Origin of the sequence: Thermoactinomyces sp. CICC 10523, from assembly GCF_016055105.1 — a bacterium.
Lineage (GTDB): Bacteria > Bacillota > Bacilli > Thermoactinomycetales > Thermoactinomycetaceae > Thermoactinomyces_A > Thermoactinomyces_A daqus.
Map to the genome: position 1 here is coordinate 1 of NZ_JAECVX010000012.1, position 14,282 is coordinate 14,282.

15 protein-coding genes and 1 pseudogene are annotated in these 14,282 nt (G+C 45.4%); 8 read left to right on the forward strand and 8 right to left on the reverse strand.

Features of this window, described 5'->3' with window-relative positions; genetic code table 11:
* Positions 1-75 precede the first annotated feature (75 nt).
* The 4 genes from I8U19_RS13725 to istA all read left to right on the forward strand — a co-directional run bounded on the left by I8U19_RS13725 (position 76) and on the right by istA (position 2,233).
* A complete protein-coding gene (locus I8U19_RS13725) occupies positions 76-933 on the forward strand; it encodes an IS3 family transposase (RefSeq protein WP_370589786.1) in 858 nt (285 codons plus the stop codon).
* Between the two features lie 53 nt (positions 934-986).
* Entirely contained in the window at positions 987-1,424 is a 438-nt protein-coding gene (locus I8U19_RS13730; protein WP_033102408.1) for a GNAT family N-acetyltransferase, read from the forward strand.
* 115 nt (positions 1,425-1,539) lie between these two features.
* Positions 1,540-1,776 (forward strand): helix-turn-helix domain-containing protein, encoded by a 237-nt coding sequence (locus I8U19_RS13735; RefSeq protein ID WP_160173940.1) that lies wholly within the window; start codon positions 1,540-1,542, stop codon positions 1,774-1,776.
* A 52-nt stretch (positions 1,777-1,828) separates the two neighbouring features.
* Positions 1,829-2,233 carry an IS21 family transposase gene (gene istA, locus I8U19_RS13740; RefSeq protein WP_370589783.1) on the forward strand — a complete coding sequence of 135 codons (405 nt, stop codon included), beginning with the start codon at positions 1,829-1,831 and terminating at the stop codon, positions 2,231-2,233.
* 484 nt (positions 2,234-2,717) lie between these two features.
* On the opposite strand, the gene I8U19_RS13745 is transcribed toward istA, so the two are convergent.
* Positions 2,718-3,209, reverse strand: a complete 492-nt coding sequence (locus I8U19_RS13745) for a GNAT family N-acetyltransferase (protein ID WP_198056194.1) — start codon at positions 3,207-3,209, stop codon at positions 2,718-2,720.
* A 126-nt stretch (positions 3,210-3,335) separates the two neighbouring features.
* Between I8U19_RS13745 and I8U19_RS13750 the strand changes: the two genes are divergently transcribed.
* Positions 3,336-3,452, forward strand: coding sequence for an SDR family NAD(P)-dependent oxidoreductase (locus tag I8U19_RS13750; RefSeq protein WP_152568483.1), 117 nt, complete (start codon positions 3,336-3,338; stop codon positions 3,450-3,452).
* Here the strand turns inward: I8U19_RS13750 and I8U19_RS13755 are convergent.
* The 7 genes and pseudogenes from I8U19_RS13755 to I8U19_RS13795 all read right to left on the reverse strand — a co-directional run bounded on the left by I8U19_RS13755 (position 3,424) and on the right by I8U19_RS13795 (position 9,015).
* Entirely contained in the window at positions 3,424-3,915 is a 492-nt protein-coding gene (locus I8U19_RS13755) for an HIT family protein (RefSeq protein ID WP_198056195.1), read from the reverse strand. The genes I8U19_RS13750 and I8U19_RS13755 overlap by 29 nt on opposite strands.
* Positions 3,916-4,113: 198 nt before the next feature.
* Positions 4,114-4,839, reverse strand: a pseudogene (locus I8U19_RS17715) (glucose 1-dehydrogenase).
* A 189-nt stretch (positions 4,840-5,028) separates the two neighbouring features.
* Complete coding sequence (locus I8U19_RS13775) at positions 5,029-6,447, reverse strand: HAMP domain-containing sensor histidine kinase (protein ID WP_198056198.1); 1,419 nt, start codon at positions 6,445-6,447, stop codon at positions 5,029-5,031.
* Between the two features lie 15 nt (positions 6,448-6,462).
* Complete coding sequence (locus tag I8U19_RS13780; RefSeq protein ID WP_198056199.1) at positions 6,463-7,173, reverse strand: response regulator transcription factor; 711 nt, start codon at positions 7,171-7,173, stop codon at positions 6,463-6,465.
* Entirely contained in the window at positions 7,139-7,783 is a 645-nt protein-coding gene (locus I8U19_RS13785; RefSeq protein ID WP_198056200.1) for a DedA family protein, read from the reverse strand. The genes I8U19_RS13780 and I8U19_RS13785 overlap by 35 nt, the downstream gene beginning before the upstream one ends.
* A 5-nt stretch (positions 7,784-7,788) precedes the next feature.
* Positions 7,789-8,349, reverse strand: coding sequence for a class I SAM-dependent methyltransferase (locus I8U19_RS13790; RefSeq protein ID WP_198056201.1), 561 nt, complete (start codon positions 8,347-8,349; stop codon positions 7,789-7,791).
* Positions 8,350-8,697: 348 nt separating this feature from the next.
* The gene (locus I8U19_RS13795; RefSeq protein WP_033099985.1) at positions 8,698-9,015 is read right to left on the reverse strand and encodes a CHY zinc finger protein; all 318 of its coding nucleotides are present in this window, start codon (positions 9,013-9,015) and stop codon (positions 8,698-8,700) included.
* A gap of 189 nt (positions 9,016-9,204) precedes the next feature.
* Here I8U19_RS13795 and I8U19_RS13800 point away from each other — a divergent pair, with 189 nt between their 5' ends.
* The 3 genes from I8U19_RS13800 (at position 9,205) to I8U19_RS13810 (ending at position 14,183) form a co-directional block, all read left to right on the forward strand.
* Entirely contained in the window at positions 9,205-10,929 is a 1,725-nt protein-coding gene (locus I8U19_RS13800; RefSeq protein ID WP_033099984.1) for an ABC transporter ATP-binding protein, read from the forward strand.
* The gene (locus tag I8U19_RS13805) at positions 10,926-12,788 is read left to right on the forward strand and encodes an ABC transporter ATP-binding protein (RefSeq protein ID WP_304650704.1); all 1,863 of its coding nucleotides are present in this window, start codon (positions 10,926-10,928) and stop codon (positions 12,786-12,788) included. The genes I8U19_RS13800 and I8U19_RS13805 overlap by 4 nt, the downstream gene beginning before the upstream one ends.
* Before the next feature lie 207 nt (positions 12,789-12,995).
* Positions 12,996-14,183, forward strand: coding sequence for a NupC/NupG family nucleoside CNT transporter (locus tag I8U19_RS13810; RefSeq protein WP_370589406.1), 1,188 nt, complete (start codon positions 12,996-12,998; stop codon positions 14,181-14,183).
* The last annotated feature ends 99 nt before the right edge of the window (positions 14,184-14,282 follow it).

Genomic DNA, 14,282 nt, shown 5'->3' on the forward strand with positions numbered 1-14,282 from the left:
AGGTGAAAAGGAGATTCAAATTGAGATTCTCCGAAAAAAGACGAACTGGGGCCGAAGGTAAAGACCAGGGATTTGGTGCGGATCCTGCACGGCGAGGGGGATTCGGTCCCACAAATCACGGCTGCCCTTCGCATCAACCGCACTTATGGGTATGCTCTGCTCAAGGAGTACGAGCCCAAAAAGCGTGAGCGTTCTGACGAAGCGCTTCGTCAGAAGATCCAGGAGCTTTGTGGGGAGTTTCCTACCAACGGGTACCGCCGAATCCGAGTATGGCTTTACAAGCGCTATCAGCTTCGAGTCAACCACAAGCGCGTTTACCGTATCATGAAAGAGTTAGGTTTATTAACCCGTTCCAAAGGAGGAACGGCGAAAAGAAAAAAGCAATCGGGCCGGATCCCGGTCACCGGCTCTAATCAGCATTTTCAGGTAGATATGACGAAGATTTGGTGTGGGCGTGATGGCTGGGGTTACCTGTTTGCCGTAATCGATGCCTATGACAAAGAAATTGTGGGCTATTCATTCTCACGGTTCTGTCGAACCGATGAGCTTCTTTCTGCTGTCAACCAAGCATTAGAAAAACGTTTCCCTCAAGGAGTCAAAGGCCGTGGCCTGATGATTCGCAGTGACAATGGCTGCCAAATGACCAGCTGTCGATATGTCAAAGCTCTTCAAGACGCTGGAATCAAACAGGAACGTACAGGTTACAACAACCCAGATGCTGATGCGTACATAGAGCGCTGGTTCCGGACACTGAAAGAGGAAACCGTTTGGCTTCAGGAATACTCTTCCTTTTTGGAAGCCAAAAAGGACATTGACCACTACATCCAGTTCTACAATTCAGAACGGCCGCATTCTGCATTGGGCTATCTGTCTCCAAAAGAGTTTCGCCAACTTTTTGGGGCGTTTCAGGGGTGCGAAATCCGGTCGCGCTGATTACTGGAGCAAGGTATTTTAATTTGATTCTATATTTAAGGGGTAAACATTTTATGGAAATTAGAAAACCTAGTAATACAGAGATTAAAACTATTTTAAAACTCTCACCACAAGCTTTATTTGAGGGAACGATGGGTAGAATCCTACCAACAGAAGAAAAAATCCAGCAACTTATTAAGCCTCTTTTGGAGAAGGGTTGTTATTACTTAATAGCTATAGAAAATGATAAATTGCTGGGATGGATTTTAATAGGCGCAAATAAAGATCAATTTACTGATACTATGATTGGTTTTATATACGAACTTTATGTAATACAGGAGTTCAGAGGAAAAGGGATTGCTAAGCGACTGTTAAAAAGTGCTATTAATAACCTGAAAAATGAAGGTTATTCTGAGATTCGTCTGAGTGTTTTTACTGAAAACCATGCCATTCAACTCTATAGACAAATGGGTTTTTCTGAAAGAAACATCACTATGAGTTTGCAATTGTAACCCCAATTGTAAGCAACAATTGTAAAATACCCAATATCAGCAGTTGAAAATTCCCCACTCAGGTTAGACAATCTCTCCAGGAGGGGAGAAAATGATCCGAAATGGGGAATTTTTCATGATCAAACAAATGCAGCAAAAAGGCATGACGATCTCACAAATTGCCAAGGAGCTTGGAAGAGATCGAAAGACCATTCGGAAATGGTTAAACGAGGAAAAGCCAAGTAAATATCAACGCGTCCAAGCAAATTGGAACCCTACAAAGGATACATCTTTGAGCGGATGCAGGAAGGCTGGCAAAACGCAGTGGTCTTGTTTGACGAGATCAAGAGTCAAGGATATACCGGTAGCCTAACACTTTTCGCTACTGGATAAGGCCTTTGCGTAAAAGCACAGGCCAAAGGCCCGTGCAGCGTTTTGAAACGCCACCAGGGAATCAGGCCCAGGTAGACTGGGGCCAGTTTACGGTCAATTGGGGTGGAAAGAAAAAGAGGATTTATGCTTTCGTCATGGTATTGGGGTACTCCCGGATGATGTATTTAGAATTCGCTGAAAATGAGCGTCTGGAGACACTCATGGGATGTCATGTCCGGGCTATGGAGTATTTTGGTGGGCGAACAGAAACATGCTTATACGACAATATGAAGACCGTTGTTACTGGATTGGATGAAAGCGGTCATATCGTTTGGAATGAGCGGTTTGCCGGCTTCGCAACTCACCATGGCTTTACCCTAAAAAGATGTGCTCCTTACCGAGCGCAAACCAAGGGCAAGGTAGAAAACGGAATCGGCTATGTGAGAAAAAACTTTTAGCCTCGTGTACGAACATTTACCAATCTTGAGAACCTGAATCAACAAGCCCGCTCGTGGATCGACACAATTGCTAATGTACGCTGTCATGGTACAACCTTTGAACGTCCCATAGACCGCCTTCTGAAGGAAGGGTTAAAGCCCTTCAACCCCATCCCTTACGGGATGGCCGAAAGATTCCAGCGAAAGGTATCAGTGGAGGCACTGGTTGCTTATCAACTCAAGCTGCATTTTTATTTTGGTTAGTGGATCTACTATGGCTTGATTTTATTCAAAAAAAACAAATCTCTCTAAGTAATAACCGCTAATAGGGGTATCTCCGGCAATTAAAAAATCCTACGCTAAGCAATCATTATTAGACAAAACCCCGCCGAAATAGGGGCTCTAATAGAGGCCCTGACAGAAAAACGCGGATTTACCACGCAGTAGCATAAAAAAGCAACCACCCCAACGGGTGGCAGGATGGTGCATCCCTCTGTCCTTTTGGTTAATGTGGCGAAGCCAGCTCCCTCTCCATCACCCAGACGACCCGTTCTCCCGCATGGTTTTCCGGCAGGTTGAAGAGTTCTTTCATCTCCACCTTGAGGAAGCCGAGGTGGATGGAGGTCCAGCCAAGCCGGCGGCAGGCGAGATCCAGGAAGTGTTCGGTGACTTCGCGGCCCAGGCCTTGGCCGTGCAGATCCCGCCGGAAGATGAGGAAACCGATCCAGGGGCAGCCGTCCCTGGGGTTGTGCTTCAGGTAGGTCAGGATATCGGCGGGCGTTTCCGTCTCCTTTTCAAACAGACCAAGCATACATTCGCCGGGGTTCTCGTTCGCTTCTTTCCAGTCTTTCTCCAGCTTGGATAGGGAATAGTCTGGGCTGCCTTCCGACACTTGCAGGAAGAAGCGGTTGCTGCGGATCACGTCGAGGAAGGTGGGCAGTTCATCCTCGCGGATGAGTCTGGCCAAGATGCGTTCGGTTTCAAACTGATTGATCATGCTGTCCTCCATTTTTGAAAACTCTCAATCAGTATAAAAAACACCGATTTTTAAAGCAATAACAAAATCAAAACAGGCTACAGTTTCACTTTCAAAATGAAAATTGGTACTCTCAGGGGGGAGAAAATGAAAAGAACCGTGGTAATTACCGGAGCAAGTTCAGGGATTGGTGCCGCTTGTGCCAAAGCCTTTGCCAAAAAAGGGAGTTCAATTATTAATTTGAAGTATTTAAAAAGTCTCTGAGCCTATGTATTGCTTTTAATATTTTTTCAATTTCATCTTTATAGTTTCTTTCTTGTCTTGCATGAAGAAGTACAGGACGAACTGATTCGATCGATCTGCCGAACTTATACATCCAATCATATCGGGGAACCATCCATGTATGAAAATGGTGTGTAGTATCTTCATTATAGAAATAGTAGACTTGTTCAATCCCTAAGACTTGACGTTGTGCTTTTCGAATCAGATGGAGGGTATGAATATAATCGTTAAGCTCTGCTTCTGTAAGTTCATCTAAACACTTAACATGCCTTTTTGAAGCTAAAATTACAAGACCTCGAACAGGATATGCGACATCTTGATGAGCATGAAAAAACTTTGTTTCATAGATTGTGCCACCATTTGGCTTTACTGCTCCTTCCACAATGGCACAGCTTAAACAATGAACAATAATCTTACGACCGTCTGCTAAGGTAATGTTCCTCAAATATTGCTCACCCCTGTTCCAGATTTATTATATAAACACCCTCTACGATTGGCTTAAACGAGATACCGGAGAATAGAGCGGTCTGCTTTGCGTTCAGCTTGGGCATTAATGTTACGGACAGTGGATGGGGCGGATCTTCACCAACTTCTCCGAAACCACATGTAACCGTTACTTCCTTAAGATTTTGTAAAATCAAGATTATCCAGCAGATACTCCTCCGTCAATCACCATAATGTGTCCTGTTATATAGCTCGCTTCATCTGAGCACAACCAAGTAACCGAATGGGCAATATCATTTGGATCTCCTATTCGATTCATTGGTATTTTGGATTCATATTGACTTGGTGTAACCCCTGTTATGTTGAAAACCTGCTCCAGCATCGGTGTATGAACAGCCCCTGGACATATTCAAGAGCAGCGGATTTGGTTAAGCTGACAACTCCGCTCTTGCTTGCCGAATAAATGGCTGCGTTTGGAGTTCCATCCAAGCCATTGATGGAAGAGATATTCACGATTGCTCCAGATCCTTGTTTTAACATCTGACGAATTTGATACTTCATGCAAAGCCAGACACCTTTAAGGTTAATTGCCAGAGTACGATCAAAATCTTCCTCTGTGACATCTGCCGTAGGAGCCAGTTTTCCGCCGATCCCCGCAGCGTTGCATGCAAAGTTGATACGACCAAAGATCGATGGTTGTTTGTATCATCTCTCTGACTTGTTCCTCTGCAGAAACATCTGCTTGAACTGCAATGGCTTCTCCACCCAAATTCTTAATCATTTCTTGTGTCTCCACAATCTTCTCTCTTGTGCGTCCGGCAATAACGACTTTTGCTCCTTTCTTTGCAAAAGCCAATGAAGTTGCTCTTCCTATTCCGGAACCGCCACCTGTAACTAAAGCCACTTTGCCAACAAATGGCTCCATTTGCTCTTCCCCTTTTCTCAATTAAATTTTTTATTTGTATGTGATCAGTAAAGAGACTTATCATATTCACTTCAATTAAAATATTTCCTTTGGGATCGGAGGGGAAAACGTGGATTTTTATTTTTCCTGATGAGTGGAGGACGTGGATGCAGCGATGGGACTATCTTCGTGTAAAGGACCGGGATGAAGTTATGATGAAGTTATGGGGAGCTTAATTACAAAGGTCATCATTCCGTTTTCCTGAATGGCTGCAATCTGTCCTTGGTGCAAATCCACAATCCGTTTGACAATCGCCAGTCCGATCCCGGACCTCTTTTCGGAACGGGAAGGATCACCCGTTACAAACATCTGAAACAGGCGCCCGATTATTTGACGATCTACCTGCCCGGCAGTATTGCTCAATTTTATTACGCCATATCCGTCTTCTTGTTTCGTTACGATGATGAACTTTCCTGGTTTTTTTCCGTACTTCAGGGCATTTTGAATCAGATTGTCAAACATCCTGATCAGCAAAAACGGATCTGCCTGCGCCTGTAACGGATCATTACAGATGATTCTTTCTACATCCATTTCATTCAACGCTAACATGGCGTGATTTTCTTCAAGCAATTGGTTGATCAGTTCATTCAGCGAAATAAGTTGAAACGAGGGCTGAAACTGGTCATGCGTAATTTTCGTGAACTCAAACAACTGGTCCATCATTTGCTTCAGATTTTTCGATTTTGATAAGGCGATATCCGCATATTTTTTCATCTCGTCCGGAGTGAGTTGCGATTGGTCGTGAATCAGTTTCAAGTAACCGATTACCGAAGTCAGCGGAGTTCGCAAGTCATGGGAAATGCTCGTGATCAGATCGGTCCGCTCCTGTTCCATTCTTCTTTCTTTCTCCCAGTTTGCTTTCAGCTGCCTGGCCATTTCATTTACATGAGCAGCCAAAAAGGCGATTTCATCTTTTCCTTGCTCCTTGAGGCGCAGACGAAAGTTTCCCTTGGCGATTTCTGAAATTCCTGCCGTGACTTCCTGTAATTGTTTCAATTTTCTCCGTGTCAGGATGAGATAGACAACGATAAAAACAAGAAAGAAGACAACAACAGATAAGAGAGGGTTTCCTATCCAATATGTCGTAAGCCGGCCATGGGTCTCTTTACTTATGACGAGATAATGGATTTGATGATGAAAATAAAAAGGATGAATAGCATAAATTTCCCGAAACTGGGGAACGTTGCTCGGTTCTTCATTCTGCTGCGAAATTTTCATCAAGATTTGAGCCGGGTTCATCTGCTGCTCCGTTGCGTTGGCTGACCGGACCAAAACAGTTCCCTTTTGACTTATGAGACGCAGTTTGGTTCCGCTCGCTTCTGCCTTTTCATCCAAAATAAAGCGGATCTGCCTGGGTGGAGCCTGTTGGATCAGCGGTGTTATTTTCTTCAGTTCCATTTCCAATTCGTCTCTGCTTGGGTAATAGTAGCGTTTTTCCTGGTTGATATAAGCAAATGGTTCGACGGCAATGGCTGCCGCCAACATGCTGATGAGAATGTAGAGGATAAATTGTGCACGAAGACTTGCGGCTATTTTATGATAAATTTTCTCAAAAAAACGTCGGATCATCACGTCCACCTTTATTCATTGATTATGCCAGAGGGGTTGCACCCGGTAACCGACTCCCCATACGGTCTGAATGATTATCGGCTGCTTGGGGTCCAGCTCGATTTTCTCGCGGATTTTGCGAATATGAACCATGATGGTGTTGTTTGAGGTGGTCATCGGCTCATGCCAAACTTGCTGGTAAATCTGCTCGGAGCTGAACACAATCCCCGGATTTTTGCCCAGCAGGACGAGAATGTCAAACTCCTTTGGAGTAAGGAAAACTTCTTTATCATTTACATAAACTTGTCTGGTTGACAAACGGATCGTCACATGTTGAATGTGAAGCACATCGTTTTGTTTCTCAGCCGGAGAGAAGTGCAGAAATCTTCGTAAATGCGCTTTGATTCTCGCAACCAGTTCCAACGGATTAAAAGGTTTGGTCACATAATCATCTGCTCCGATGCTGAGTCCCTGAATTTTATCCATATCCCCGGTTTTGGCTGTCAGCATGATAATCGGCATCTGGAACTTCTCCCGCAGGCGAATGCAGGCTTGCATGCCATCCATTTCAGGCATCATCAAATCCAGGATGATCAGGTCGACAGGATGCCGTTCGGCCAGACCCAATGCTTCCCGGCCATTGGTGGCATGGAAGATCCGATAACCTTCATTTTGCAGATAAAGCTGGATTAACTGGCGTATTTCGTCATCATCATCGACAATTAGAATGGTGGTGTTTTGCTTCATGAATCCTTTTCTCCTTTTCATTTTTTCTCTGGGCATAGGAACGAATGAGCAAGAGAAGAAACATCACGGCGGCGATTCCCAGAGTGAGATGACCCAAGTCCCGGCTCAGTTTCGCCACGTATGCAATGGAATCCCCAAATTGATAACCAACCGTAAAGTAAATTGCTGTCCAGACAAAGCCGGCACCGTAAGAAAATAAAGCGTACCTCGGATAAGGCATTCGCAAACTCCCGGCGAGATAGGGGACAAGGTGGCGGATGACCGGCGTGAAATAGCTGAAACAAAGAGCAAAACTCCCGTATTTCGTCAATAATCGTTCCGCGCGGATCAGGTGTTTTCGAAGCTTTTTCTTGTTTAAAAGTTTATCATAAACCGTACTCCGGGAAACCCTCCCGCCAATATAGCCGATTGAGAGCCCGGAAATTACACCGAGATAAGTGACGGTGAAAGAAGGGATCGGCTGCAGAATGTGGTATGTTGAAACCAATCCTCCGGTCATGACAATCACTTCATCCGGAATCGGCACGCCCAGGATTCCCAGCCATAAAAAAAAGAATAAAGCAAAGCAGCCGTATTCCGATATCCAGTGAATCAGTTGTGCTGTTTCCAAAATGCTCACCTCCCCTGGCAGAAATAGACAAAAGCAGGCGGAAGATTAAAGGGGACAAATTGGATGTCTACCTGTTGAAAGCAAGATTGCAGAAGCGGTTTCAGTTGTAAAGAGTATTGAAACTGGATAAAAACACCGTTTGGTGCCAGAACGTTTTTTATCCCATCCATGATCTCTCTTCTCAGGGTTGCCGAAAAGTTGGCAAACGGCAGACATGAGATAATCGCATCGGCTTGGCCCAGCCTGCGTTTCTCCAGTTCCTGCACCAGGAAACGGGCATCGGAACAATGGATCAACGCCGGGTGATTTCGCTTAAGCCAGAGACTCAGCTTTGGATCGGATTCAAAGATGACTGCCTGACCATCGGAGTTTAAATTTCGTTCAATTTCCAGCGTAACAACACCAGTACCCGCTCCCAGCTCAACTACTACTTTAGCCCGGGCCCAATTCACGGGTTTTATCAAAGTATGAACCAAAAATCTTGAACTCGGTGTCACACTGCCGATTGCAGCCGGTGATTTTGTAAACCGGAGAAAAAATTGAAGTCTTTGCATCAAAGTTTCCATGGTATTGATTCTCCTTTTGTGTCAGGTCGGAAAATCCGTTTTTGCGCTCATGATTCCCATGATAAAGTGCTGCAAACTATCATAAAGAAACGGGAGCCCCGCCGGAACCTGCCAAAGTAGGATTCAAACTCAGACCTGAGACTTACTTTTTTCCGGATCATTCGCCAGCGATTTCAGTCATAAAGAGGATTGAAACAGGATAAAACATCGCAGGGTTGCCGGAGTGATGAACCAAAAATCCTGACCCCGGTGTCAGCTACAGGTTAAACCGAAATTCTTAGCAAAACAGGAGAGGAATTCTTAATTTTTTCTTAAACGGGAAATAAAAAAAATGACGCGGCGATCGCGTCATTCAAAATAGAAATGGTAATGCTTTTTACATCCGGGGTTAAAAGGATGGCGGCACTCAGGACAGCGTGCTTCTCCATTTAAATACTCGTGAACGGTCAATTCCGTCTGGCAGTTCCCGCATAATATCGCTTTTTCATGAAACCGGCTCCTTGGCCAGGGAACGGCTTGATGTCCGGCCGTTTCCTCATGGCATTGGTAACAAGGATAGTAACGCTCGCAACAGGCAAATTTGATGGCGACAATATCCAAATCAGAATGGTAATGTACACAGCGGGTTTTCTGGTCGATCGTTTTTCCGAAGATGATGGGTTTCATATCGATTCTTCCTTTATAATAAATGGTCTTGGTTTCATATATAATGGTAAAAACTTTTTTCCGGGAAAGAAAGTCGTCGAATGTGATTGATCTTTAGAGGACTCTGCTTTATGATTAGGTTGCCTAATAAAACAAGATACTAACTTTTCGATTCCGGGCTTAAATCAAAAGAAGCGGAGATGATCAAGAGTGATGAAATTGTCCCGATTTTTGCGACCCTATCGAATGTCCCTGATAATCGTGGTAACTCTTACTTTCTTGCAAGCCTTGTCCGACTTGTATCTCCCTACATTGATGTCGGATATCGTCGATACGGGTGTTGTGAACGGAGACATTTCCTACATCCTGAAAATCGGCGGCTTTATGTTGCTGGTGGCCGCGGGAGGGATGATTTGCTCCATCGTTGCCCGCTATTTGTCCTCCACAGTTTCCGCAGGGTTTGGCAAGGATGTTCGCAGTAAAGTTTTCAGCCACGTGGCTGCCTTTTCATTGAAAGAGGTTGATCAATTCGGGACCGCCTCGCTGATTACGCGAACAACAAATGATATTACCCAGGTTCAGCAAGTGCTGAACATGATCCTGCGCATGATGATCAGCGCTCCGCTGATGTGCATCGGCGGGGTGATCATGGCTGTTTTCAAGGACATCAAGCTCTCTTTTGTCATTATAGCGGTCGTTCCCGTTCTCGTCATGGTGATTTTTGCGATTACCAGAAAGAGTTTTCCTCTTTATCAAGCGATGCAGTCTAAACTGGACAAATTAAATCTTATTTTAAATGAAGGGTTAACCGGAATTCGGGTAATCCGTTCCTTCAATCGCACGGATCATGAAAAAAAACGATTTGATGAAGCCAACTCCGATCTGATTCAAACGGCAATCAGGGTGAATCAACTGATGGCGTCCCTTATGCCGATGATGATGCTTGTTCTCAATTTTTCCACCATCGCCATCATCTGGTTTGGTGGAATCCGCATCGACAGCGGCGCGATTCAAGTCGGGGATCTGATGGCATTCCTTCAATATGCCATGCAAATCATGTTTTCGCTGATCATGGTATCCATGATGTTTATCATGATTCCGCGCTCTTCCGCCTCTGCAGCCCGAATCAACGAAGTATTGGAGATTGTTCCCGACATCAAGGATGGGAAACAGGCCGCAACTGAAGAGAAAAAAGGAGTGATTGAGTTCCGGGATGTGACCTTTCGCTTTCCGGGGGCGGAAAAACCGGCACTTTCCAACATCTCTTTCAGTGCCAGATCCGGGGAGACGATTGCGATCATCGGCGGCACCGGTTCGGGAAAATCAGCTCTCGTCAATCTGATTCCCCGTTTTTACGACGTAGATAGCGGCAGCATTTTGATCGATGGAGTGGATATCCGCGATCTGCCACTGACTTCGCTTCGGGAAAAAATCGGTTTTGTTCCGCAAAAAGCAGTCCTGTTCTCGGGAACGATTCTTGACAATATCCGTTTCGGAAAGGAAAGCGCCTCGGAAGAAGAGGTGAAACGCGCGGCTGAAATTGCCCAAGCGGATGAATTTGTCTCAAAGCTGCAAGACGGGTATCAGACAGTGATCGCGCAGAGAGGCCTTAACGTCTCCGGCGGGCAAAAGCAACGGCTCACCATCGCCCGTGCCATCGTGAAAAAACCCGAGATTTATATTTTCGACGACAGTTTTTCCGCGCTTGATTTTAAAACCGAAGCGAAATTGCGAACCGCTTTGAAACAAGAAACGGCCAATTCGACGGTCTTCATCGTGGCGCAAAGGGTCAGCACGGTGATGGATGCCGATCGGATCATCGTCTTGGATCGTGGGAAAATCGCAGGGATCGGCAAGCACCAGGAATTGATGGATACTTGCAAAGTTTATCGGGAAATCGTTTTGTCCCAGCTTTCTGAGGAGGAAATCGCATGAGAGCCAATTTCGGAAGAGGCATGGGGAGAGGAAGCGGTCCGCAAATGGGGATACCGGTGCAAAAAGCAAGGGATTTTAAAAGAACGCTCTTCCGCCTGCTCAAATATTTGAAGCCGTATCGGATGCGCTTGGCCGTGGTTTTGATAATGTCGATTCTCAGTACTGCCTTCAGCATTCTCAGCCCGAAAATTATCGGGAATGCCACGACCAAGCTGTTTGAAGGGGCAATGCAGAAGATCAATCATGTACCGGGAGCCGCTATCGATTTTCACTATCTCCTTGATACTGTTTTGCTGTTGGCTGCTCTATATATTGTCAGCAGTTTGTTCAGTTATTTGCAACAGTACGTGATGGCGGGGGTGGCGCAGAAAACCGTTTATGAGTTGAGGAAAGAAGTAAATGACAAGCTTGCCCGCTTGCCGCTTCGCTTTTTTGATTCGCGGACAAACGGGGAAATTTTGAGCCGGGTTGTCAATGATGTGGATAACATCAGCAGCACTTTACAACAAAGCCTTACTCAGTTAGTTTCGTCCGTTGTTACTTTTTTGGGCGTAATTGTGATGATGCTGACCATCAGTCCGCTGATGACACTGGTCGTTTTTCTGACCATCCCGCTCAGCCTCATTGTAACCAAGTGGATTGCCGCACGATCACAAAAATATTTTGCCGGGCAACAAAAAGAGCTCGGGGAATTAAACGGACATGTCGAGGAAATGTATACAGGGCATATGATCGTAAAGGCATTTGGCCATGAAGCCAAGTCGGTTGAAACCTTTGACCGGATCAACGAAAAACTGTATCAATCCTCCGTCAAGTCGCAATTTATTTCCGGCATCATCATGCCCCTTATGCGATTCATCAGCAACATCGGTTATGTGTTCGTTTGTGTCGTCGGCGGAGTGCTCGTCACGAAACGGGCAATCCAAATCGGGGATATTCAGGCATTTATTCAATATGTCCGGCAGTTTTCCCAACCGATTATTCAGTTGGCCAATATCTCCAATATCATTCAATCTACGATTGCTTCTGCCGAGAGGGTATTTGAACTTCTTGATGAGCAGGAGGAAGTACCCGACAGCGAAAAAGCGGAAGAGATTTCCGATCCGGAAGGGAACGTGCAATTCCAGAACGTGACGTTCGGTTACAAAAAAGATACGATGTTGATCAGAAATATGAATATTGAAGTGAAAAAGGGGCAAACGATCGCGATCGTCGGTCCGACAGGGGCGGGAAAAACGACTCTGATCAATCTGTTGATGCGTTTCTATGAACTGGACGACGGCAGAATCACGATTGACGGTGTTGACATAACCCGGCTGAAGCGCGAACATCTGCGTTCGATGTTTGGCATGGTGCTTCAGGATCCGTGGCTTTTCAGCGGCACGATCCGGGAAAATATCGCCTATGGCCGTGCCGGAGCAACCGAAGAAGAAATCGTGCAAGCGGCCAAAGCTGCCCATGCCGACCACTTCATCCGTACTCTTCCTGATGGATATGACACGATTTTGAACGAGCAAGCCTCCAATATCTCTCAAGGGCAAAAACAGCTCTTAACCATTGCGCGGGCCATTCTCGCAGATCCGGCCATTCTTATTTTGGATGAAGCGACGAGCAATATCGACACGCGAACTGAAGTGTTGATCCAAAAAGCAATGAACGAATTGATGAAAGGGAGAACCAGTTTTGTCATTGCCCATCGTCTGTCGACCATTCGCAATGCTGATCTGATTCTGGTGATGAACAACGGCAATGTGATCGAAAAAGGGCGGCATGAAGAACTCCTCGCCCAAAAGGGACTTTATGCCGATCTCTACCAAAGTCAATTTGTCGGCACCACCGCTCAGCAAAAAGCGATCTGAAGCTGACTGCCGAAGTCGTCTTCCGTGGGTGAGGACGACTTCTGTATGTTTGTAACATGGTTGTATTTACCATTTGCAAATCAGTGACTTTTTTGCTTATGATAGTTAGTTGTAATCGATTACAATTACAATTTTTTAATGAAAATTTATACCAAGAGGCATGCTATTGAACAAGCCTTTCACAGTTGGACAAACGGAGGAATAGGTGTGAATATCATTTTCTTGTTAACCGGTTTGCTTATGGTGTTTATTTTGGCTTTTGTGGTTAGTAATAACCGAAAACAAATCAGATACAAACCGATCCTGTATATGCTGATCGCACAGTTTGTTATCGCTTTTGTTTTGTTGCACTCCAAGATCGGCGTGATTTTTATAAGTCTTGTGGCCAAAACATTTGAGCGTCTGATGGACATGGGGATGGAAGGGGTTAATTTTGTCTTCAGTGGGATCGAAAACAAGGGAGAGTCCACTTTTTTTCTCCATGTGCTGCTCCCGATTGTATTTATTTCCGTGCTGATCGGGATCTTGAATTATCTTAAAATCCTTCCGTTTATCATTAAGTATACGGGATTGGGACTTAGCAAACTCAATGGCATGGGCAAACTGGAAAATTACCTGGCCGTTTCCTCAGCCGTGCTTGGACAATCTGAAGTGTTTCTGACGACAAAAGAGCAGCTGGGGATGGTTTCCAGCAAACGGTTGTATACTCTTTGCACATCGGCGATGAGCGCGGTGAGCATGTCGATCATCGGTTCCTATATGACCATGTTGCCGGCAAAATATGTCGTTGTGGCGATTTTTCTCAACATCTTGTCCGCCTTGATTATCGCCAATATCATCAATCCTTATGAGCTGAAGAAAGAAGAAGATTTCGTTGCTGGTACACCAAACAGAGAAGGGAAAGCCGGATTTTTTGACGTCGTCAGCGAAAGCATCATGGACGGATTTAAAGTTGCCGTGATTGTTGCTGCGATGCTCATCGGATTTATTGCGCTGATGGCGCTGATCAACGCGATCTTCTCAGCGATTTTCCATATCACCTTCCAAACGCTCCTGGGATATGTCTTTGCGCCGGTCGCCTTTTTGATGGGTGTGCCCTGGCACGATGCTGTACAAGCTGGAAGCATTATGGCAACGAAATTGATCACCAATGAATTCGTGGCGATGATCAATTTGAAAGCGATCGCCGGCGGTCTCTCGGCGAAAACGATGGGGATCTTGTCCGTCTTCCTGATCAGCTTTGCCAACTTCGGTTCGATCGGAATCATTATCGGTTCCGTCAAAGCTTTAAATGAAAAGCGGGCTGATGAAGTTGCGCGATTCGGCATGAAATTGTTATATGGTTCTACGCTTGCTTCAATCTTGTCTGCAACAATCGCCGGATGTTTTCTCTGATTTTTGGACCAATCTGTAACGAGAAGCCCGGACTTGTGTTTTCGGACTTCAATCACAAGCAAAGGAGCGACTCCTTTAACGGAATCGCTCCTTGCTTCG